The following is a 21,597-nucleotide window of genomic DNA, read 5'->3' on the forward strand; positions in this document are numbered from 1 at the left end:
GGTGGGGGTGAGGGTGGGTCAGGCGAGCCAGCCGCGTTGCATGGTCCAGGCCGGTCCGGCGTCGGGGGCGTCGTCGCGGATCACCGACGCCTGGATGAGGCCGTACGGGCGGTCGTCGGCGTGGAAGACCTCGTTGTGGTTCTCGATGCCGAAGCGGGCCAGGTCGTAGACGAAGTGGTGCTTGTTCGGTGCCGAGAGGCGGACCTCGGCGATCTCCGGATGAGCCTCGAGCACCGCGGTGCCCATCGCGTACAGCGTCTGCTGCAGCGCCAGGGACTGCAGCGTCGCGAACGCGGCGACCATCAGCTGCTTCACGTCGGCGTACACGGCATCCCAGTCGACATCGGTCGTGGTGAACCGCCACTTCGCGACCAGTGACGTCGCCATCACTCGGTCGGTGGTCGGTTCGAGGATCGTGTAGCGGTCGGTGGGGAAGCCGTGGAACTCCGACCCCGTCGACTTGAGGATCGTCAGGTCCTTCAGCCCGCCGATCACCCACGTCGTCTGATCGGATCCCTTTCCTTCCAAGGTGATGTCGGCGGTGCGCACCTCCGCGCCGCTGCGCACCCAGGTGTGGTCGTGGTCGGCGCCGTCGACGGTCGCCCGCTCCCAGCCGTACCGCTCCACCTCGATCCGCGCGCCGTGCACCGGGTCGTTCTCGTCCACGAAGTGGTGGGCGAGATCGAGCGCGTATTGCTCGATCGTGCCGATGCCCTTCTCCTTGGCGAACGCGTAGCACGTCTGCTTCTGGGTGTCGGTGGGCAGCACCGCGCCCTGGTCGCCGACGGTGTGCGCGGCCTCGAAATCCCCACGCAGAGCGGTACCCACGTTGATGTCGACGATCTCGTGACGCGGCGTGTCACGGTAGATCCGCACCACCCGGTTCTCGGCCTTGCCGTACTGGTTCTCGCCCAGGCGGATTCCCATGGTGTCCCTCTCAGCTCCCGCGGTAGGTGGAATAGGCGTACGGGCTCAGCAGCACCGGAACGTGGTGGTGCCTGGCGACGTCGACGACGGTGAAACAGATGACGACCTCGGGGTAGAAGCCGTCGACACCGTGCTCGGCGAACCACGCTCCGGTGTCGAAGGTGATCCGGTACACGCCGGCCTCGAGGCCCTCGGCCAGCGCAGCGATCCGCCCGTCGGAATCGGTGGTGCCCGTGGCGATCTGGTCGCCGCCGGCGCCGGTGAGCGAGACCGCGACACCGACCGCGGGCAGACCGGCGACGGCGTCGAGGACGTGGGTGCTCAGCGTGCTCACGACTGTTCTCTCACTGCAGGCTGCCCTCCGACACCGGGCTCAGCATGCGCGTCAGCCGACTGCGGTTGATCTTCGCCAACTCTCCGCGCATCACCCGACGTTCGGTCTCGGGATCGTTGTGCAGACGCTGCCGCAGGATGTCGAGCAGCACCTCGGCCGGCCGGCCGTCGGCGAACACGAGATAGACGTGGCCGAAGCGGTTCTCGTACTCGGCGTTCGAGACCCGCAGTTCCCGGAGAACATCGGCGTCGGCGCCGACGACCCCGGACTGTTCGCGGGTCGACGCCACACTCGTCGACCGTTCGCCGATGCGCGGATGCCCCTCGAGTGCCTCGTCGAGGTCGGTGTCGGTGAGCTCGGCGAGGATGAGATCGGCCTCGTCGAGGAGGCTCTCGGCGTCGGGGAAGGGGCGCGCGGCCGCCACCCGGATCGACCAGATGCGCGAAGAGCAGCACTCGTAGAGCGAATGCACCGCCTGCGCCTGCGTGAGGTCGTTGAAGCTGTCGATCCCCCGCCAGTTGGGGCGACGCATCCTCAGCGCACCAGTTCGTCGAAGCGACTGAACCGCGCGGTGGCGATGGGGTTGGCGTCGGCCACGAGGTCGTCGAAGCGGCGGTTGGCGATCTTGGCGATCTCGATCAGCGCGAACGCGCGTTCGCCGGCCGGTGAGTTGTCCATGCGTGTCCATCCGTTCCGCAGCACCCTCTCGTACCGTTCGGCCTCGCGGGCGAAGATGACGAGCGGGAAGCCGAACTGCTCACGATAGGCGGCTGCCAGCGCGACCACGTCGGCGTGCTCGGATTCGTCGAGATGAGACAGCCCCGTGTGGTCCACGGCCATCGGGTCGCCGGACTCGTCCTCGGCACCGAGATCCGGGAACGCGTTGATGAGCGTCAACTGCTCGTCGTCGCTGCCGGTGAGCATGGCCTCCTGGAACGAGGCGCGCAGGTCGTTGACGGTCTCGAACGGGCGCTGGGCGTAGGCGCGGTCGACCACCCATCCCGCACCCTGGACCACGCCGCCGAACGTCGACCGGAACTGCTCGATCGTCATCTCGTTGACCTCGGCGAGTCGGATCGATCCGCGGCCGGCCACCGCCGGCCCGCGGCTGCCGGTGTGGAAGAACAACAGGTTCAACAGGATCGCGGTGATGGCACCCATCGTGATGCCGGTGCTGAACGGGATCTGCAGCAGTCCCGGCACGGCCTCGTCGACGCCTGGCAGGGCGGGCACCTTCACCTCGGCGCCGTTCTCGAGCACCGTCGCGGGTGCGGCGGCCTGGGAGAACTGCACGTAGAGGCCCATGGCCACCGACGTGCTGGCGATGATGAGGTTGCGGTGGTCGGTGAAGTCGACGGTCGTCAACGTCTGGATGCCGACGATCGCCACCGTGGCGAACATGATCAGCGCCGCGCCGCCGAGGACGGGCGACGGTATGGACTCGACGATCTTCGCGGTCTTGGGGAGCACACCGAGCACGATCATGATGCCGCCCGCCGCGGCGACCACCCATCGACTCTTCACGCCGGTGAGGCGCACCAGTCCGACGTTCTCGGAGAACGCGGTGTACGGGAACGAGTTGAACGATCCGCCGATGATGGTCGCCAGGCCGTCGGCGCGCACGGTCGCGGCGATGTCCTCCTTGCGGATGCGTTTGCCGACGATCTCACCGGTCGCGAACACCGAGCCGGTCGACTCGACGGCCACCACCAGCAGCACCACGATCATCGAGACGATCGCGATCACGTCGAACCGCGGCCAGCCGAAGGCGAACGGGTTGGTGAACCCGACCCAGCCCGCCTGACCGACCCTGTCGAAGTTCGTGTCGCCCACCGCCCACGCGATCACGGTGCCGACGCCGAGGCCCAGCAGGATCGAGATCGTCGCCCAGAAGCCGCGGAAGAACCGCTGCATGAGCACGATGATCACGATCGTGCCGATCGCGTAGAGCAGCCACCGACCGTTGCCGGGATCGGGGTTGTGGCTCGCCGGGTCGCGCGTCGCGTCGCCGGCGCCGACCGGGATGAGGCAGATCCCGATGATGGTGATGAGCGTCCCAGTCACCACCGGCGGGAAGAAGCGGATGAGGCGGGCGAAGAACGGGGCGATGAGGAAGGTGAACACGCCCGCCGAGATCACCGCGCCGTAGACGGTGAGCAGACCGACGCGGCCACCGCCGTGGTCGTTGGCGATCTTGATGACCGGAGCCAGGGTCGCGAACGTGATGCCCTGCAGCAGCGGGAGTCGCACGCCGATCTTCCAGATTCCGACCGCCTGCAGCAACGAGGCGATGCCGCAGGTGAACAGGTCGGCGGTGATCAGCATGGTCAGCGCTTCGCCGTCGAGGTCGATCGCGTTGGCGATCAGCAGGGGCACGAGCACGGCGCCGGCGTAGAACGCGATGACGTGCTGGAGGCCGAGGGTGAACAGTTTGCCCGCGGGGGGCACCTGATCGACGGGGTGTACACGCTTCGTGCGCGCGGTCGGCTTCGTCCCGGCACCGGATCTGGTCATGGTCGTACCTCCCGATCTGGTGGCGCACCCCTGACGTCACCTCGACTCCGAGATCAGGATGGACCGATCACGCCGCTCGCGCGCGGTGGGCGGCACAATGGCGTGCCATGGACGCCCGCGTGTTAACTCGCCGCGGCCGCGAACGTCCATCGTCTCTGCCGTCTCCGTGGTGCCGCGCCGCGGTGCCGTCGTGAGCGCTCCCGGACGGGGGGTTCGCGGCGGCGGTCAGGTGGTCGGCGTGGTCCTCGCCGCCGGTGCCGGCACGCGCTTCGGCGGTCCGAAAGTACTTGCGGCCGAAGGTCGATGGTTGCGGACTGCCGTGGATGCACTGGTCGACGGGGGGTGCGACCGTGTGGTGGTGACCCTCGGGGCGGCGGTGGTGGACGTGGCCCACCCGGCCATATCCGTGGTGGTCGGTGACTGGGCCGAAGGCCTGTCTGCGTCGGTACGCGCGGGGCTCGATGCCGCCGTGGCGCAGGGTGCGGACACCGGCGTGGTGTTACTCGTTGTTGACACTCCCGACACACGTGCCGACCACGTGCGGAGGGTGCTCGCCGCCTCGCGGCGCCACCCGGACTCGTTGGCGCGCGCCGTGTTCGGCGGCCGGCCCGGCCATCCGGTCTACCTCGGCGCGCACCACCTCGCGGCGGTGCGCGCCGGTCTCGCCGGTGACCGGGGTGCCGGGGCATTCCTGGCCGGACGCGGCGACGTCGTCGATGTCGAGTGCGGCGACCTCTCCGACGGCCACGACATCGATCGCTGATCGCCCCCTCGGCATCGTGCCGCAATTGTTTCTCCGGTGATATCCGGTGAATCGGACGGCATCGATTCAGTAATTACATTCCAGTCTGTAATGAATTGTGTATCGGTTCGTGTAACGAAAATTTGGGCTGAGCAAAAGATCAACAATGGCCCTAACCGTTCAGATGTTTTGCAGTCCGGCAGGCGCCGTGATGCACCCGGCGGCATTGTCGAAAGCGACGAGACGGATGACCGAGTAAGTGATCGCAGACCTTCTGTCACGCCCTTTCCAGGGCGCCATGTCCTGTTTCGGCCCAGTTCAGGGCGCCACGACTCCCTGGGTGGCCGATCGAATCACATTCACGTCATTTGGTGAAGTCTGGGCGAATTTCGCCATTGTTTGCCGAGTTATGGAATTTGTGGTTACGATTCCCCACAGCGAGCGTTATAGAGTCGAAATAGCGGCACCGCGATCGCAGGCGCGGCTCTCCACGCACGCCGACACACCTTATCCAACGGTTCACGGGGCAACCGTTCGGCTCACTCGTCGATGACGAGACGTCGAGGGTTCTTCCGACGAATCGTGCGCTTTTGATGACCTGAACAACGCAACCGGGGGGAATCCGGACGCGGCGATCAGCCCTGTCCGACGTCGATGAACGGAGAAACACAGTGCGACGTCGAATTCTCTCCTCGGTCCGGATGTCCCGGCTGGAACTCACGGTTCTGGTCGTGCTCGCCGCCATGGTCTGCGCCTTCACCTCGGTGGCGTTCCTCGCCAAGTCGGAGGTGCGGTACACCAGCGTCGAGGTCGCGGCCATCAAGCAGGTGTCGTTGACCGTCGGCATCTCCGACTCCGACCTCTTCCTCGAGGCGCAGGACCCCGCCAAGGTCGCCAAATCCCTCGATGCGATGAAGGCATTGGGCGTCAACGACGTGCGCATCGTCATCCCGTGGGGCCTCACCGAGACGGCGAACGGGCAGTACAACTGGTCGTCGATCGACAACATGGTCAACGCCGCCAAGGCGCGCGGGATGACCATCCTCGGCGTGGTCACGACCACGCCCGCCTGGGCGCGGCCCACCACCTGGTACGGCGACTACTACGCGCCGCCGGCCAACATCTCCGACTACGGCGACTTCATGTCGGTGCTGGCCAAGCGATACTCCGGCCAGGTCTCGGCCTATGAGGTGTGGAACGAGCCCAACTCGGCACTCGGACTGAGCAACCCCGACCCGGCGCTCTACACCCAGATGCTCAAGGCCGGCTACACCGCGATCAAGGCCGCCGACTCCAAGGCGACCGTCATCGGCGGCGTCCTCGGTTCGGTCATCTCGTGGGGCGGCTTCTCGGTGAACCCGGTGGACTTCGTCAAGGGCATGTACGCCGCGGGTGCCGCAGGGTACTTCGACGCCCTGTCGTTCCACCCGTACCAGTACACGACGCCCTTCTCCCAGGGAGCCACTCTCGGACAGTCGCCGCTCAACCAGCTCAACGCGATCCGCGCCCTCATGGAGGGCAACGGTGATGCGGCCAAGAAGATCTGGGCCACCGAGTACGGTCTGCCCACCGGCACCATCAACCCGAGCATGCCGGCCGCCGAGGCCCAGCAGGCGAGCTACATCAAGGACTTCCTCGACGCCTGGAACTCACTGTCGTACGCCGGCAAGGCCTTCCTCTACACCACGGTCGACCGGTCGTCGTCGAACACCACCGACGGTGAGGCCACCTTCGGCCTCTACCGCGACGACTGGACGATGAAGCCCGCCGCCCAGGTCGTGAAGGACTGGATCGCCGCGCATCCGACGACCCCGACCACGCCGCCGGTCGTGACCCCGCCGGCGAACCCGGGTGATGCGTTGGCCGCTGCCCTCGGGGCCGCGCTCCAGCAGTGGCTGCAGGCACTCGCGGCGGCCCTCGCCGCAGCGTTCGCACCGCCGACCGCAACCGTGGCCGCTGCACCGGCGACCACCGTGGCGACCGCGACGGCCAACACCGTGGCGATCACCTCCACGTCGACGCCCACCGTGGCCGCCTCGACCGCGCCGACCTCGTCGAGCACGCCCTCGTCGTCGACCGCACCGTCGGGCACCACCCCGTCGAGCACGACCGCCGCGGTGGCACCCACCACCGCGACGACCACCGCGCAGCGTTCCGTGTCCTCGCCGACCACCACGGCGACGACGACCTCGGCCCCGCCGGCGACCACCCCGGCGACCACCGCGGCGACCACCGCGGCGACCACCGCGGCGACCACCGCGACCGGTTCGCCCACGACGGCCGCCTCCACCGGCACGCCGTCGACGAGTGCACCGTCGACCGCCGGCGCGTCGACCTCGGGAAAGGTGGCCGCCACGACCCCGGTGTCCTGACGCGCCATCTGTCCCCCGATCGCACGGATTCACAGCTCGGGCCTGCTCATATGTAAATGAGCAGGCCCGAGTTGTGACATATTCGATCAGTCGCGACGCATCCTTGATGTCGCGCGGGGATCGAACGGTGGGGGAAACCGATGAAGCGATTCGTACGGACAGCGGGACTGACCCTCGTCGCCCTGGCCGCGACACTCCTCCTCGCGCTGCAGACGGTGCTCGGAGCCTCCGCCGGCGCCAACACCCTGCTGGTCATGGGCGGTAACGACAACGGCGGCGGCGCCAACATGGAGAAGGAGCTCAGCGGCTACTTCTCCGGAGCCGAGGGAACCCCGTACGCCGGTTACACGCTCACCAAGGTCCCGTGGACCGCGACGTCGGGCGGTGTCTCCCTGCTCTTCGGCGGCAAGACCTACGACGATTCGCAGGCCGACGGCGTGGAGAAGATCTCCGCCGCCATCGCGCGCACCCTCGCGGCCGACCCCGAGGGTCAGATCGTGGTCGTCGGGTACTCGTCGAGCGCGAACGTCATCACCAAGCTGGTGCGCAAGCTCCAGGCCGAGAGCGGCACGCCCGGGACCCCGTCACCGGCGAACGTCAGCTTCCTGGTGTTCGGCAACCCCAACCGCCCCACCGGTGGTCTGCTCGGCCGCTTCGCCGGACTGAAGATCCCGTTCCCGTTCGACATCACCTTCGACGGTGAGAGCGCCCCCTCGAACTACAAGGTCACCGACATCGCGTGGCAGTACGACGGCTATGCCGACTTCCCGAAGGACACCCGCAACCTGCTCGCGGTCGTCAACGCGCTGATCGGCATCGTGACGCTGCACGGCTTCTACTACGACGCCGACCCGTCGAATCCCGACAACATCGTCAGCGACTACACCGAGGGCAACACCCGTTACGTCACGCTCAAGAGTTCGTTGCCGCTGCTCGCCGGGCTCTACGGCCTCGGCATCCCACCGCAGTTGCTGAGCGGACTCGACAGCTTCCTGCGCTCGGAGATCGAGAAGGCCTACGACCGCTCGGTGCCGGTGGTCTCCACCGTGACCGCGGCGCGCCGGGTGTCGTCGCTGTCGACGGCGTCGACCACGGCCTCCGCGTCGACCACCCCATCCACGTCGACCACGACGTCCACGTCGGCCACACCGGCGTCGTCGACGGAGTCGAGCACCTCGGCGACCTCGCCCTCCGCCACCACCGAGACGACGAGTTCGACCTCGACGACCACGTCGCCGGGCGGCGAGGACACCACGACCTCGGGGACTCCCACGTCGGCGTCGACCAAGGCCACGACCACCCGTCCGTCCACCCCGACGACGTCGGGCACGTCCGGCGCGGGGTCGTCGGACGACGACTCCTCACCGACGCGAACGGTCGCCCCGGCCGCCTGAGTGGCGGGGCGGGACGACCGTCTGCGGGGATCTGGTGCGTCGAAGGGTGATTCGGGGCCGATCGTGGTTCAGGCGCGGCTCGCGACCTGCTCCTGCAGGCTGACGGTGGCCATGTCGATGATGGTCTTCTTGCCCTTCTTCATGAGGAACCCGGGCACCGGGATCTTCGGGTCGAGGCTCATCTCGAACTCGACGTGGGTCTCGCCGTCGGACTCGGTGAGCGAGTACTCGGCGTGCTGGGCCTTCTGCTGGGTGCCCTCCACCAGATCCCAGCTGACGCCGGTGTCCGACCACGTGTAGGCGAGCACCTGCTCGTCGTTGATGCCCATCAACGACACCGTCATCCGCGCCTTCGCGGGCCGTCCGTTGTCGTCGCGCTCGAGGATCTCGACCTCCTTGTGGATCGGAGACCATGACGGGTAGGACTCGAGATCGGCTATCGCGTCGAGGATCTCGGGAATAGGGGCTGCTATGTCGATACTGCTGTGTCCGCTGACCATGCGTCACCCTAACGTGACAACGTAGAGCGATACATAGCTTTCGTGGGACCTGTCGTCCCGATCTCGTCGTGGTCGTCTGCGTCGACGCTCGGCATGCGGATGGCCAGGCACGCGGCCGCGGCGACCACACACAACCCGGCGGCCACCCAGAACGCGGGATCGTAGTCGCCGTGGGCGTCGCGGATCGCGCCGGCCCCGAAAGCCGCGACGGCAGCACCGATCTGGTGTGCGGCGAAGATCCAGCCGAACACCACCGGGGTCGCGTCGCCGAACCAGGCGCGGCAGATCGCGATGGTCGGCGGCACCGTCGCGACCCAGTCGAGGCCGTAGAAGATGATGAAGACCCAGGTGCTCGGCTCGGCGTGCGGAGACAACAGTGCGGGCAGCAGCATCAGCGACACCCCGCGGCCGAGGTAGTAGACGACGAGCAGCACCTGCGGTCGGACGCGGTCGGTGAGCCAGCCCGAGAAGATGGTGCCTGCGACGTCGAAGACGCCGATGGTGGCCAGAAGGCCGGCGGCGACGGTGGTGGGCATGCCGTGATCGTGCGCGGCGGGGATGAAGTGCGTCCCGATGAGGCCGTTGGTGGTCATCCCGCAGATGGCGAAACTCCCTGCCAGGAGCCAGAACACCGGGACCCGGGCGCCGCGCAGCAGACCGTTGAACGCCGCCGAGAAGCTCCCCGCCGCGAGCGGTGCGGGTGCCACGTCGGCCGTCGCGCCGAAGGGGCGCAGCCCGACATCGCCCGGTCGGTCGCGGATGAACACCAGGACGAGGGGGACGACGGCGAGTGCGGCTCCGGTGACGATCAGCGAAGCCCAGCGCCATCCGAAGCGGTCGGTGGCCGCGGCGACCACCGGAAGGAAGATCAGCTGGCCGGTGGCACTGGCGGCGGTGAGGATGCCGGTGACCAGTCCGCGCTTCTCCACGAACCACCGCGTCGAGACGGTGGCGACGAAGCCCATCGAGATCGATCCGGTGCCGAGACCGACGAGCACGCCCCACAACAGCAGCATCTGCCAGCTCGCCGTCATCACCGTGCCGACCCCGGTGCCCGTCGCGATCAGCACGAGCGCGACGGCGAGGATGGGTCGAACCCCGAAACGGTCCATCAGCGCAGCCGAGAACGGGGCCGTGAGACCGAACAACATCATGTTGACCGACATCGCGGCGCCGACCGTGGCGTGCGACCAGCCGAACTCCATGTGCAGCGGGTCCATCATCACGCTGGGGACCGCGCGGAATCCGGCGGCGCCGAGGATGGCGACGAAACTGACCGCGGCCACGATCCACGCCCGGTGCAGGCGGGGTCGGCCCGGTGCGATCGACCGTCGAGGAGTGAACGTCATCGGACAAATATGCGCCACGGCCCTCCACCGCGCCATTGGCAGCAATGCCACAATGTGTGAAGATCGTGCCATGACTGTCGATCCGCATCCCCCGGCCCCGCACCGTGTGGTGGTCCTGCTTCTCGCCCCTGCGGTCGGGTTCGACGCGACCATCCCCTCGGCGCTGTTCGGTCAGGCGGTCGACGCCTCCGGCCATCCGCTCTACGACGTGGCGACCTGTGGACTCGATGAGGGTCCGGTGGCGACCACCACCGGATACGGCCTCATGCCGACGGGCGGTCCCGAACTGCTGGCGAACGCGGACACCGTGGTGGTCCCGGGGACGCGCTATCCCTCGGTGCGCCGAGACGGCGTCCTCTCACCGGAACTCGCTGCCGCTCTGGCACGTGTCCCGTCGACCGCGCGCATCGTGTCGATCTGCACCGGCGCGTTCGTGTTGGCCGCGGCCGGGTTGTTCGCCGGCCGCCGCGCGACCACCCACTGGCGTGCCGCGGCCGACTTCCGTGCGGTCTATCCCGACGTCGACCTCGACGAGGCCGTCCTGTTCGTCGACGACGGCCGCGTGTTGAGTTCGGCCGGTCTCGCCGCCGGCATCGATCTGTGCCTGCACATCATCCGCGCCGACCACGGCAGCGCCGTCGCCAACGATGTCGCACGCTACTGCGTGGTGCCACCGTGGCGGGAAGGTGGTCAGGCGCAGTTCATCTCGGCTCCCATGCCCGACCCGGGTGACCAGGGGACCGCCGCGACACGCGCATGGGCCCTGGCAAACCTCACCGAACCCCTGACCGTGTCCCAGCTCGCCGCGCACGCACAGATGAGCACCCGCACCTTCAACCGGCGCTTCCGCGAGGAGACCGGCGACGCACCGGGAACCTGGGTCCGGAAACGCCGGATCGACCGCGCCCGTGAGCTGTTGGAGCGCAGGGACCTCTCGATCGACGCCGTCGCGACCCTCGCGGGCCTCGGTAGCGGCGACAACCTCCGCCACCACCTGCGCCGAGGGATCGGGATGTCGCCGTCGGCCTACCGTCGCACCTTCACCGGCGTCGGCTGATCAGGCCGGGGCCTGCGACGCCGATGCGGTGATGGTCGAGGTGCCACCGGTGGTGCCCGAACCCGTTGCGGCAGAACTGCTCGGCGCCGTCGCGGGTCCCGGAGAGGTGCTCGGGGGAGTGATGCTGAAGCCCGTCGACGTGTCGGTGTCGGGCTTGCGGTGGGTCCCCGTCGTCGAGTCCGTCGTCTGTGTGGTGGCGACGGTCCCTGTCTGGGGCCCTGGGGTGATCGACGACGGTTGGGCCGGCGGCGGCGTGACCGATGCCGGGAGGACCGGACCGGTCTCGGTGGTCGTGTCGGTCGACGCGGTGGAGTCGTCGGCTGCGGGCACCGGATCGTTCTGGGTGTCCACCGGCGATGCACTCTGCGCCGCAGGCGCGATGGCCGTTCGGAGGTTCGTGGTGCTGATCTTGCCGAGGGCCTGCGGCGCCGACAGTGTGACGAGTTTGCGCGACGACGAGAGGGTGCCTCCGCCGGTGCCGAGTTGCGGTGCGGCGCCGCTCTCGACGGTGATGCCGTTCGGGCCGCCGACGCCGATGCGGACGAGGTCGCGGGTGAACCGCGGAATCGGGATGACGCCGTCGCCGAGGGTGAACGACGTCGGGTCGGCGATCGAGAAGTAGGTGATGGGCGATCCGGCGGCGTTGGTCTGGGTGAAGATGAACAGGACGCTGGTGCAGCTGCCGACGCCGCTCGCGCTCGCATGGCCGAACACCGCGAGGCAGCTGACGTTGGTGACCGGTGAGAGCAGTGGGACGGTGACGTTGATCGCGCTCGCCAGGCCCCCGAGGGCGAACGCGTTCGCGGTCTGGTCCGAGCCCGCTGCAGTGATCGCGACGCCGAGAATGCCGGTGGACGTGGCGTTTCCGCTGCCCGTGCTGATGGCGACGGCGCCGCTGAACGGATCGACCGCGGTGGCCTTCGCGGCTCCGCCCGTCGGGAAGATGAGGCCGCCCGACAGTGTGTTCGCGGCGATCGTGAATCCGCTGCCCTTGATCGACGCGGTGCCGTTGCCGAACGCGACGACGGCCTTGCTGTCGACGCCGATGCCGAGCGTGGTGAGGATCTGCGAGACCTGCGCGGGTACCAGCTGTTTGACGAGCGTGCCGATGACCGGAGCGGTCGATCCCGAGCAGTCGACGTTCGACGTCACCGCGTTGCTTCCCGCGACACAGTCCTGGACGAGCTGGTAGGGCGCCGCCGTGGCGGTGGTCCCGCCCCCGGAGACGAGCCCGGCGACCACGGCGGCCGACGCCGCGGCGGTCACCGCGGTCGACTGCGTGTGGACGCGATGGCGTCCCTTCGACCGACGGTTCCTACCTGCTGACACTGACGACGCCACGTGCGCTCCCGACTGCGATGACCGGACCCCGCGTCCGTTCCCGCGGAAATGTAGCAAGACATCCCGGTGGGTGGTGCCGACACCACGGAACGGGGGAAAGCCTGTGCCCCCGGGCTTCTCGCGCCTAACCAGTGATCACGTCGATTAACGATCGCGGCTGATCTTCGAGACGACGGTCGGCAGACATCACCGGTCGGGCGGAGAGGTCTCCGCGAGGACGTCAGCCCCGCGAGCAGCCGGTGACCGCGGGCTTGCCCGCGAAGCGATCCGACAACCACGACACCGCGCGCTGGAAGCCGCTGATCCCACCGGCGACATGGCCGAACGTCGAACCACCGATCAGTCGGATGGGGAAGGGGATCTCCTCGTACTGCAGCGAGGTCGCGCCCTTCGCGCACCACTTCGAGTACAGCTCGCGTTCCTGGACGATCGGCACGGTCGGGTCATCGGGATTTCCCGTGAGCAGCACCGGCACAGTGGGTTTGAGGTTCCCGATGTCCTGCATGTGCACGTACTTGCTGAGGATGGGGTCCTCGGTGACGAGCTGCCCGAACGACTTGTGGGACACCGTCCAGTCACGGGTGCTGGGCTTGCCGCGTGCCGAGGTCAGCACGATGCACTCCCCCGACAGTTGCGCCATCGTCTGCTTGCCGTAGGGGTTCAGGACCGTGGAGACGCGCTCCTTGAACTCGGGGTAGCGGTAGCTCGCGCCGTTCAGTGCGTAACCGATGACGCCGCCGAGCCGGTTGCCGTCGAGGTAGTTCATCTCGCGCAGGAGGTCGGCCGGGACGCCGCCGGTGTAGATGCCGACGAGCGGGAGCTCCGGGGCGTACGAATCGACGAGTTCGGCTGCGGCCGCGGTCGCCCCGCCGCCCTGGGAGTATCCGGCGAGGGCGACCTTCGCGTCCGGCGACACCTCGGGCAGATGCAGGGCGGCACGCGCCGCATCGATGACGGCGTGTGCCTGATCGACGCGGTTGCCGAAGGTGTGCGTGCCGGGGGTGCCGCCACCCATGTAGTCACTCGAGACGACCCCGTAGCCCAGCTTCACCAGATTGAGGGTGACGATCTGTTCGATCTCGGCCATCGGCCCGCCGGGGAACGAGAAGGTCACGCCTTCCTGCAACAACTTCGAGGCGGCGCACTGGTCGCCCTGGCCGTGCAGGCCTCCCGCGTAGGCGACGACCGGACGCGGGCCGGGGCCCTTCCACTCGCTCACCGGCTGCAGGTAGTAACCGGTGACGGCGATCGGTTCGCCGTTCGCGTCGATGCTCAGGTACATGATGCGAGTCGCCTTCGCGGGCACCGCTCCCTCGGGACTCGGGATGGTGATCGCGGTGGGCAGGTTCTCCGACCGGATGATGTCTCCGGGCTTGCCCGCAGGGAGCGGGCTGGGCGGGGTGAAGAAGGAGTCGTTCACCGGCGAGGCGGCCGGGGTGGGTGCGGGGGCCAGAGCCGGGGCCGCCTGCGCGACACCCGCCACGCCTGTGGTGAGCGCGGTCGCGGTCATGATGGCCAGGCATGCGGTGCGTGCTCGTCGGAGCAGGAGTCGATCGTCGGTCACGATGGGGTGATCCCTCACGTCGTCAGCGGTCTGCAGATTTCGCGCTGACTATAAGACAGGCTCACGGCCTGTGTGTGGCGTGTCATGGAGGAACCGGCGCCCTGTGGTGGCACCGAACAGCGGTTCGCGAGATCGCTTGGGAACCGGTCACAAACGACGAACACGGCGCCGCCCGCCGCACGTGGGGACGTTCCCACGCGGGCGGACGACGCCGCGGTCGGTGTCGTGTCGTGTCAGACCGGACGAGAAGGTGTCAGTGGGACGTCGACGCGGACGCAGCCGGTGCCGAAGCACCCGCCTTCGACGCCGCGGGCGCGGCCGACTCGGGCGAGGTCGCCGAGGCGGTGGACCCCGCCGCGGCGTCACCGGACGTAGCCGTGCCGGACGCGGCTGCTGCCGTACCCGACTCGGCCGCCACGGGGGTCGAGGTGCTCTCGGCGGGCGCCGTGCCGGACGTCGACGGCGTGGTGGCCTCCGGCGTCGAGGTCGCGGGCGTCGACGTGGTCGTCTCGGGCGCGGTGGTGGCCGGCGCGGTCACCGTCGACGTGGTGTCGGCGGCCTTCGATGTCGTCGAGGTGGTCTCGGCCGGCGCGGACGCTTCTGTCGCCGGGGTGGTGCTCGGGGCGACGGCGGCGTTGCTCGTGGCGCGCAGCAAGTTCGTGGCGGTCGGTGCCGGCTTGCCGAGCTGGCCGATCGCGTTGAGGAAGTCGTCGCCCGACTGCTTGAGGGCGGCGATGACGCCGTTCTCGCCGAACAGATCGGTGCTGCCCTGCGCCAGGATGTTCGAGATCCCGGTCGTGATGGCGGCGCCCGCCGCGCCGATGTCGCCGGCCTTCAGTCCGTCGCGGATGCCCTCGTAGATGGTGGCGACGCCCTCGCGGGCGTTGGTGAACAGCTGCAGCGCGGTCACCACGATGTTGATCGCGATGTTGGGCAGCGCGTTGAAGACCGGCGCGAGGAACGGGTTGAGCTGCGAGGACGCCGAGGCAATGTTGGGCAGGTCGAGCAGTCCGATCAGGACGATCGGCTGGATCAGGATGTTGGAGAACGTCTGCAGCGCCGCCCGGACATTGCCGTCGAGGAGCTGTCCGGCCGTGATGGTGAGGTTGCGCGGCGCGTCCGACAGCGCCGTGCCGAGCTTGGTGATCGCGGACTGCAGTGCGGCGATCAGATCGGCCGTCGGGTCGGATGCGGCGGCGAGGGCCGGGCCGAGCAGTGCGCGGTTCGTCGGCGCGGCGATGATGCTGGCGGTGTCGTTTAGGGGGAGTGTGCGCAGCAGGGTGGGCGTCTCGGCGATGAGGCTCGCCGCCGACGTGACGACGGTGTTGGTCGCCGATCCGACGAGCGCCCGGGATTCGGAGACCACCTGTGTGGCAAAGCCACTGGCGGCGGATGCGGGGATCGCGGCGGGCAACAGGATGGCGCCGGCGGCAGCTGCGGCGGCAAGGGGGACGAGTGTCCTACGGCTTCGGAGGATGGCAGTCATGGGGAGGGGGACCTTTCGCTCTGACCTGGGGGGCGAGCGGAAGGTAGCACCGTTAGTACGCGGTAGTACCTAAAATCGAAATACAGGCATATTCAGCGAAAGCGGCGGTCAGCAGCTATTAGCGCGTTCGGATGACATCCACAGGAAGGCGGCCTGCGAGCCGTGACGACGAACAGTCGGATCGCGTTCGCGATCGGGACGACCGCCGGTGTCGTGCTCGTGGTCGTCGGTGTCGCGCTCCGCGTTGCTGCGGTGCGCGAGCACGACCGATGCCTCGCACCCGATCTCAATCGCTTCTCCGGAGCGTCGGTTCTGGCCAACTGTGACGACCCCAGCAGCACAGGGATCGTCGTGGCAGTCCTCGGTGTGCTCGTTCTGCTCGCCACTGCAGCGCGTCTCGTGATCGGCCGTCGGAATCCGCATCGCGCGTGAACGGTGACGCCGCATCTCGAGGCGGCGGGGCGAATGCCGCACCCGTTCCGGCCTGTCGCGCCGAATCGGGTTGGGTGGGGAGCGGTTCAACACATCGCCCACCTGCGATGAGGAGCGCGTAGCGTCGGTCAGGCCAGAGGAACAGGAGAGCGGGTGCTGTGTCCGAAGAAGAGATTGAGCGACATGACCATGACCCCCGCGCGCTGGAGGAAAATGCCTCCTGATGTGATCCCGACTTCGACCACTCAAGACGCGACACCGTGCGCGGCCGACGCGGATATCCCACCTGTAGACGATCCGCAGACCGGAGTCATTCGCACCTTCTCGTGAGCCCACGGACCCTCGCTGAGCTCGTCGAGCGTGTCGCTTCCGCGCGGATGCATCGAGCCGCGCGCGCATCGGGGTGACGGCGAGTGGAAGGCGCCGGGCTGGGATGAACCTGGAGCCGATGACGGGAATCGAACCCGCGTATTCAGCTTGGGAAGCTGATGTTCTGCCATTGAACTACATCGGCGTGCGCGGTGACCGCGCGGTGAAAGCCTAGCAAAGCCCGGGGTGGCGGTCGGCGATCGCGCTGCTCAGGCGGGCGGTCCGGGCCGACTGTGCGATGTGACAAGCGGTGGCAGCGGAAGTGTGACCGGTAGTAGTTTCACCACAAAACCATGCCGACAAGGAGTGTCCCCATGGCTTGATGGACGAACTCAACGCCTATGGAGGCAGCGTGCGCACTCGCTTGTATGTGGCCCTGGTGGCCGCCGTCATCTGTTCGTTCCTGGTCGCGCCGGCGGCATCCGCGCGCACGCCGGTGGTGTCGGTGGCCGGAGGCGCGGTGAGCGGCGCCCGCGTCGACGGCATCACGCAGTACCTCGGGGTGCCGTTCGCCCAGGCGGCGCGCTTCTCTGCACCGCGCCCTGCGGCGCCGTGGCCCGGGGTCAGGCGCGCCACCACCCACGGCCCACAGTGCCCGCAGTCGCTGCCGGGGGGCATCCCGCCGGCGTTGTCGCCGTTCACCAACAGCGAGAACTGCCTCAGCGTCGACCTCTACGTACCTGATTCGGCTGCGACGCAACGACTCCCCGTGATGGTCTACCTCTACGGCGGCGCCTACGTGCTCGGCTCCAACCAGCAGTACGACTCGCCCGCCGAGATGGCCCGCACCGGCAACGTCATCATCGCCGTGCCCAACTACCGACTCGGACCGTTCGGCTTCATGGCCCTACCGGAACTCGCGGCCGAATCCGGCGGCGCCACCGGTACTTACGGCACCCAGGACCAACAGTTCGCGCTGCGCTGGGTGCGCGACAACATCGGCCGCTTCGGCGGCGACCCGAACGATGTGACCCTTTTCGGGGAATCGGCCGGTGCGATGAGCGTGTGCACCCAGATCTCGGCACCAGGATCGCGCGGACTGTTTCAGAAGGCGATCATCGAGAGCGGTCCGTGTGTGCGCAGCCCACTCGTGCCGCCCCGCAAGGAGATCGGCTACCAGCGTTCGGAGAAGTACGCGGCGAGCACGGGTTGCACCGACCCGCGCACCCGCCTCGCGTGCCTGCGCAGGTTGCCGATCGACAAACTCCTCGACTCGCCCACGACGAAGTTCGATTCGCCGCTGGCCACGTGGACGCCGTTCATCGACGACGTCGTGTTGACCACCACCCCCGACGAGGCACTGCGCAACGGCGCAGCGGCCGACATCCCGCTGATCATCGGCAGCAACGCCGACGAGGGCCGCCTGTTCGTGGCGCTGTTCGACTACGCGAACGGTCGTATCCCGACGGCGGAGAGCTTCCGCTCCACGGTGCGCACGGTGTACCCCGATCGCGCCGATGCCGTACTCGCCGCCTACCCGCTCTCGCGATACCGCACACCGGCCGACGCGCTGGCCGCGGTCTACACCGACTCCCTGTTCGCCTGCGCCGCCTCGGCGACCACCGCCGCGGCACGCGCGGTCGGCGCGACGGTGTGGCAGTACCGGTTCACCGCAGCGCCCCTCGGCCGGTCGAATCCATTGCTGTCGGGGGCGTTCCACGCCTCGGAGATCCCGTTCCTGTTCTCGCGCCTCGGCGGCGTGCCGATCCCGTGGACCGGGGCCTCGGCGGCCCTGGCCCGACAGATGAAGGCGCAGTGGACGACCTTCGCCCGCACCGGCCGGCCCAACGGTCCCGGTCTGCCCTCGTGGACGCCCGACGGGCGATTCCTCTCGATCGACACCTCGGCGTCGTCGATGCGCACCGGCTTCGACGCGCTGCACCACTGCGGGGTCTGGGGAGCGTGAATCCCCGGACGAGGGCAGCGCACCACGTCTGAGGGCGGTGGGAGACTGGACGCATGAGGCCCGTCTCCGACCTGACCGCCCCCATGACGCCGTACGACGCGCTGCTGCGGGTCGCGTTCCACATGGAGCGTGCCCGTGCGAGCACCTACCGTGTCGAGGCGTTCCGCAAGGCGGCCGGGATCGTGGCGCAGCTGGGCCTCGACGAGACCCGCGCGCGGGTGGAGCGTCACGCGATCGGCGAGATCAGCGGGATCGGAACGTCCACGGCAACGGTCATCAACGAGGCGATACGCGGGAAGGTGCCGGCCCGCCTGCACACCCTGCAGACCGAGACCGCCCCACTCGCCGAGGGCGGTGCCGACCTCTACGAGGCGCTGCGCGGCGATCTCCACGCCCACTCGAACTGGAGTGACGGCGGAGCGTCGATCGACGAGATGGTCGATGCGGCAGCGGCACTCGGCCAGGAATGGATGGCCCTGACCGACCACTCGCCGCGGCTGCGGGTCGCCAACGGACTCTCGGCCGAACGGCTCACCCACCAGATCGAGGTCGTCGCCGACATCAACGCCGCCCGCGACGACGACTTCCGTCTGCTCACCGGCATCGAGGTCGACATCCTCGACGACGGCGCCCTCGACCAGACCAACGACATGCTCGACCGCCTCGAGATCGTCACCGCATCAGTCCATTCGAACCTCAAGATGGATCGCGGACCGATGACCCGACGCATGCTGACCGCGGTGAGCGACCCGCACGTCAACGTCCTCGGCCACTGCACCGGGCGGTTGGTCACGGGCGGGCGCGGCCAGCGACCGCAATCGCGCTTCGATCCGCACGTGGTGTTCGAGGCCTGCGCGCTGACGGGTACCGCGGTGGAGATCAACTCCCGACCCGAACGCGTCGACCCACCCGACGACCTCATCGAGATCGCGCGCGACCTCGGGTGCCTGTTCGCCATCGACTCCGACGCCCACGCGCCGGGGCAGCTCGACTTCAAGTCGCTGGGATGCGAACGGGCCGAGCAGCACGGGATCCCGGCCGAGCGTATCGTCACCACCTGGCCGGTGGAACGGGTACGCGAGTGGGCATCGGATCGGTAGTGCACCGATCGGCGTTGTCCACAGGCCGAGCAACGGTTTTCGGGTGTTGTCGGACCCCTCTTCTACACTGATGGGAGTCGCTCGGGGGAGCGGTTCCGGTCGGGAAGGGGTGGACAGATGTCGGTGATCGCCTGGCCTGTCGAACCTTTCGCGGTCTCGGACATGCTCCGCGCGCTCGAGGAGACGGTCGAGGAGATGCAGTCGGCACCGATGTCGGCCCTGGCCGACGCCGAGCTGCGCGAGCTGATGCACAGCGTGGAGCGGGTGGGACGCAAGCTCGGAGTCGTATCGCACAACGTGGTCACCGAGGTCGCCTCGCGGGGCTCCTACTCCGAATGGGGTTATCGCAGGGTCACATCGATGCTCACCGGCGAACTCCATCTGTCGTCGGCGGAGGCGCATCGGCGCGTCCGCGTGGCTGCCGCGACCTGCCCCACGACAGGCATCACCGGCGAGGTCACCGAACCGCGCCACTTCGATGTCGCGATGGGGATCTACGACGGCACGTTGTCGGAACAGAGCGCCGACGCCGTGTTGACCGTCCTCGACAAGATCCCCTCGGCGGTCGACGACGACGTCCGTGTCTCGGCCGAGGCGACGATGGTCGAGCTCGCCCGTGACCTCTCACCGCGAGAGGTCAGCGGTGTCGGCGACCGACTACTTGCCCACCTCGATCCCGACGGTTCGTTGACCGGCGACGGCGACCGTGCGCTGCAGCGTGGGCTGTCGGTGTCGGCTCAGGACGCCGCGCTGATGTCGAAGCTCACCGCCACCCTCGACCCCGCGACCCGCGCGATGCTCGACGTCCTCCTCGATGCCTGGGCCGCGCCCGGGATGAACAACCCCGACGACCCCGCGTCGCCGGCCGGATCACGCACCGACCCCGACACCGATCGGGACCTGGCCGAGGCCGCCGCCGGACGCGACACCCGCTCGGCCCCGCAGCGACGGCACGATGCACTCTCGGCGATGCTGTCGCGCGTGATCGCGACCGGCACCCTCGGCTCGCACGGCGGTTCGCCCGCCCAGGTCGTCGCCACCATGACACTCGACGAACTGATCGCTATGTCGGGTGTCGCCGACACGATGACCGCGTCGCAGATGCCGGTCGAGGACCTCGTGGACCTCGCGAAGGAGAACAACGCGCTGCTCGGCATCCTCGATCCGACAGGGATGCCGCTCTATCTCGGTCGTACACGGCGACTGGCCACGGTGGCTCAGCGGATCGCCGAGTGGTTGCGGTCGCGGGGCTGCACCTTCCCGGGATGCCGGGTGGCACAGACCCGAACGCAGGCCCACCACCTCGACGAGTGGCGCAACGGCGGGCCCACCGACATCACGAATCTCGGCGCCGCATGCTTCGACCACCACCCGATGGCCGGCGACGAGCCCCACCAGTGGCGCACCGAGCTGGTCACCGAGGGGCGATACCGCGGCCGGGTCGCATGGATCCCGCCCGCATCGATCGACCCTCAGAGACGGCCGCGCATCAACCACGCCCATCACCCCGACGAGCTGCTCGCGCAGGCGTGGGAACGCGTCTGCGACGACCGTGCCGGTCCCGCACGGCGCGACCCGTGGGTCACCTGACCGCTGCGTTAACCTCGTGCGCATGCTGCTCTCCGATCGAGACATCCGTGCCGAGCTGGACAGCGGCCGGTTGGCGCTCGCCCCCTACGACCCGGCGTTGGTGCAGCCGTCGAGCGTCGACGTGCGCCTCGACGGGCTGTTCCGGGTGTTCAACAACACCCGCTACACCCACATCGACCCGGCGCAGCGGCAGGACGAGCTGACCAGCCTCGTCGAGCCGCCCGAGGGCGAACCGTTCGTCCTGCACCCCGGCGAATTCGTCCTCGGATCGACACTCGAGGTCTGCACCCTTCCCGACGATCTGGCCGGGCGCCTCGAGGGCAAGTCGTCGCTGGGGCGCCTCGGACTGCTGACGCACTCGACGGCAGGCTTCATCGACCCGGGCTTCACCGGCCACATCACGCTGGAGCTGTCGAACGTCGCCAACCTGCCGATCACCCTGTGGCCCGGGATGAAGATCGGCCAGCTGTGCCTCATCCGACTCTCCAGCCCCGCCGAGAACCCGTACGGCAGCGCCTCGGTCGGATCGAAGTACCAGGGCCAGCGCGGCCCCACCCCATCGAAGGCATATCTGAACTTCGGCAATTCCTGACCCGATGACACACGCCGGTAACGCCGGC

At 68.5% G+C, this 21,597-nt stretch carries 18 protein-coding genes and 1 tRNA gene; 9 read left to right on the plus strand and 10 right to left on the minus strand.

From position 1 onward, the window contains the following. Nucleotides 1-18: 18 nt before the first annotated feature. Genes pucL through TU34_RS02950 form a run of 4 tightly spaced genes read right to left on the minus strand, consistent with a single transcriptional unit; the run spans nt 19 to nt 3,775 of the window. Nucleotides 19-927 carry a factor-independent urate hydroxylase gene (pucL, locus tag TU34_RS02935; RefSeq protein ID WP_045821348.1) on the minus strand — a complete coding sequence of 303 codons (909 nt, stop codon included), beginning with the start codon at nt 925-927 and terminating at the stop codon, nt 19-21. Nucleotides 928-937: 10 nt separating this feature from the next. Further along, nucleotides 938-1,261, minus strand: coding sequence for a hydroxyisourate hydrolase (uraH, locus tag TU34_RS02940; RefSeq protein WP_045821349.1), 324 nt, complete (start codon nt 1,259-1,261; stop codon nt 938-940). Nucleotides 1,262-1,271: 10 nt separating this feature from the next. Beyond that, the gene (gene uraD / locus TU34_RS02945; RefSeq protein ID WP_045821350.1) at nt 1,272-1,793 is read right to left on the minus strand and encodes a 2-oxo-4-hydroxy-4-carboxy-5-ureidoimidazoline decarboxylase; all 522 of its coding nucleotides are present in this window, start codon (nt 1,791-1,793) and stop codon (nt 1,272-1,274) included. 2 nt (nt 1,794-1,795) lie between these two features. Beyond that, complete coding sequence (locus TU34_RS02950; protein ID WP_045821351.1) at nt 1,796-3,775, minus strand: solute carrier family 23 protein; 1,980 nt, start codon at nt 3,773-3,775, stop codon at nt 1,796-1,798. 190 nt (nt 3,776-3,965) lie between these two features. On the opposite strand from TU34_RS02950, the gene TU34_RS02955 reads away from it, so the two are divergent. The 3 genes from TU34_RS02955 to TU34_RS22190 all read left to right on the plus strand — a co-directional run bounded on the left by TU34_RS02955 (nt 3,966) and on the right by TU34_RS22190 (nt 8,283). After that, nucleotides 3,966-4,538 (plus strand): nucleotidyltransferase family protein, encoded by a 573-nt coding sequence (locus TU34_RS02955; RefSeq protein WP_238981144.1) that lies wholly within the window; start codon nt 3,966-3,968, stop codon nt 4,536-4,538. A 650-nt stretch (nt 4,539-5,188) separates the two neighbouring features. Next, complete coding sequence (locus tag TU34_RS02960; protein WP_150116361.1) at nt 5,189-6,889, plus strand: cellulase family glycosylhydrolase; 1,701 nt, start codon at nt 5,189-5,191, stop codon at nt 6,887-6,889. A 140-nt stretch (nt 6,890-7,029) separates the two neighbouring features. Beyond that, nucleotides 7,030-8,283, plus strand: coding sequence for a PE-PPE domain-containing protein (locus TU34_RS22190; RefSeq protein ID WP_052688666.1), 1,254 nt, complete (start codon nt 7,030-7,032; stop codon nt 8,281-8,283). 68 nt (nt 8,284-8,351) lie between these two features. Here TU34_RS22190 and TU34_RS02970 read toward each other — a convergent pair whose 3' ends face one another. Both TU34_RS02970 and TU34_RS02975 read right to left on the minus strand, forming a co-directional pair. After that, a complete protein-coding gene (locus TU34_RS02970; RefSeq protein WP_045821353.1) occupies nt 8,352-8,783 on the minus strand; it encodes an SRPBCC family protein in 432 nt (143 codons plus the stop codon). Nucleotides 8,784-8,791: 8 nt separating this feature from the next. Further along, nucleotides 8,792-10,132 carry an MFS transporter gene (locus TU34_RS02975; protein WP_045821354.1) on the minus strand — a complete coding sequence of 447 codons (1,341 nt, stop codon included), beginning with the start codon at nt 10,130-10,132 and terminating at the stop codon, nt 8,792-8,794. A gap of 70 nt (nt 10,133-10,202) precedes the next feature. On the opposite strand from TU34_RS02975, the gene TU34_RS02980 reads away from it, so the two are divergent. Beyond that, the gene (locus TU34_RS02980) at nt 10,203-11,189 is read left to right on the plus strand and encodes a GlxA family transcriptional regulator (RefSeq protein WP_045821355.1); all 987 of its coding nucleotides are present in this window, start codon (nt 10,203-10,205) and stop codon (nt 11,187-11,189) included. Here the strand turns inward: TU34_RS02980 and TU34_RS02985 are convergent, their stop codons facing one another. The 3 genes from TU34_RS02985 to TU34_RS23845 form a co-directional block, all read right to left on the minus strand. Next, nucleotides 11,190-12,455, minus strand: coding sequence for a hypothetical protein (locus tag TU34_RS02985; protein WP_045821356.1), 1,266 nt, complete (start codon nt 12,453-12,455; stop codon nt 11,190-11,192). It lies immediately after the preceding gene. A 295-nt stretch (nt 12,456-12,750) separates the two neighbouring features. Further along, nucleotides 12,751-14,094 carry a lipase family protein gene (locus TU34_RS02990; RefSeq protein WP_238981145.1) on the minus strand — a complete coding sequence of 448 codons (1,344 nt, stop codon included), beginning with the start codon at nt 14,092-14,094 and terminating at the stop codon, nt 12,751-12,753. A 253-nt stretch (nt 14,095-14,347) separates the two neighbouring features. Further along, nucleotides 14,348-15,580: a hypothetical protein gene (locus TU34_RS23845; RefSeq protein WP_160298499.1), complete on the minus strand. Its 1,233-nt coding sequence runs from the start codon at nt 15,578-15,580 to the stop codon at nt 14,348-14,350. 162 nt (nt 15,581-15,742) lie between these two features. Between TU34_RS23845 and TU34_RS03000 the strand changes: the two genes are divergently transcribed. After that, entirely contained in the window at nt 15,743-16,012 is a 270-nt protein-coding gene (locus TU34_RS03000) for a hypothetical protein (protein WP_045821358.1), read from the plus strand. 440 nt (nt 16,013-16,452) lie between these two features. Here TU34_RS03000 and TU34_RS03005 read toward each other — a convergent pair. Next, nucleotides 16,453-16,526 (minus strand) — tRNA-Gly (locus TU34_RS03005). 207 nt (nt 16,527-16,733) lie between these two features. On the opposite strand from TU34_RS03005, the gene TU34_RS03010 reads away from it, so the two are divergent. The 4 genes from TU34_RS03010 (at nt 16,734) to dcd (ending at nt 21,569) form a co-directional block, all read left to right on the plus strand. Next, nucleotides 16,734-18,287, plus strand: coding sequence for a carboxylesterase/lipase family protein (locus TU34_RS03010; RefSeq protein WP_160298500.1), 1,554 nt, complete (start codon nt 16,734-16,736; stop codon nt 18,285-18,287). A 53-nt stretch (nt 18,288-18,340) separates the two neighbouring features. Continuing rightward, entirely contained in the window at nt 18,341-19,387 is a 1,047-nt protein-coding gene (locus tag TU34_RS03015; protein ID WP_045821359.1) for a PHP domain-containing protein, read from the plus strand. A 117-nt stretch (nt 19,388-19,504) separates the two neighbouring features. Beyond that, complete coding sequence (locus tag TU34_RS03020) at nt 19,505-20,977, plus strand: HNH endonuclease signature motif containing protein (protein ID WP_052688670.1); 1,473 nt, start codon at nt 19,505-19,507, stop codon at nt 20,975-20,977. 22 nt (nt 20,978-20,999) lie between these two features. Next, the gene (gene dcd, locus TU34_RS03025) at nt 21,000-21,569 is read left to right on the plus strand and encodes a dCTP deaminase (RefSeq protein WP_045821360.1); all 570 of its coding nucleotides are present in this window, start codon (nt 21,000-21,002) and stop codon (nt 21,567-21,569) included. Nucleotides 21,570-21,597 lie beyond the last annotated feature (28 nt).

Origin of the sequence: Williamsia herbipolensis (assembly GCF_000964005.1) — a bacterium.
Classification (GTDB): Bacteria; Actinomycetota; Actinomycetes; order Mycobacteriales; family Mycobacteriaceae; genus Williamsia_A; species Williamsia_A herbipolensis.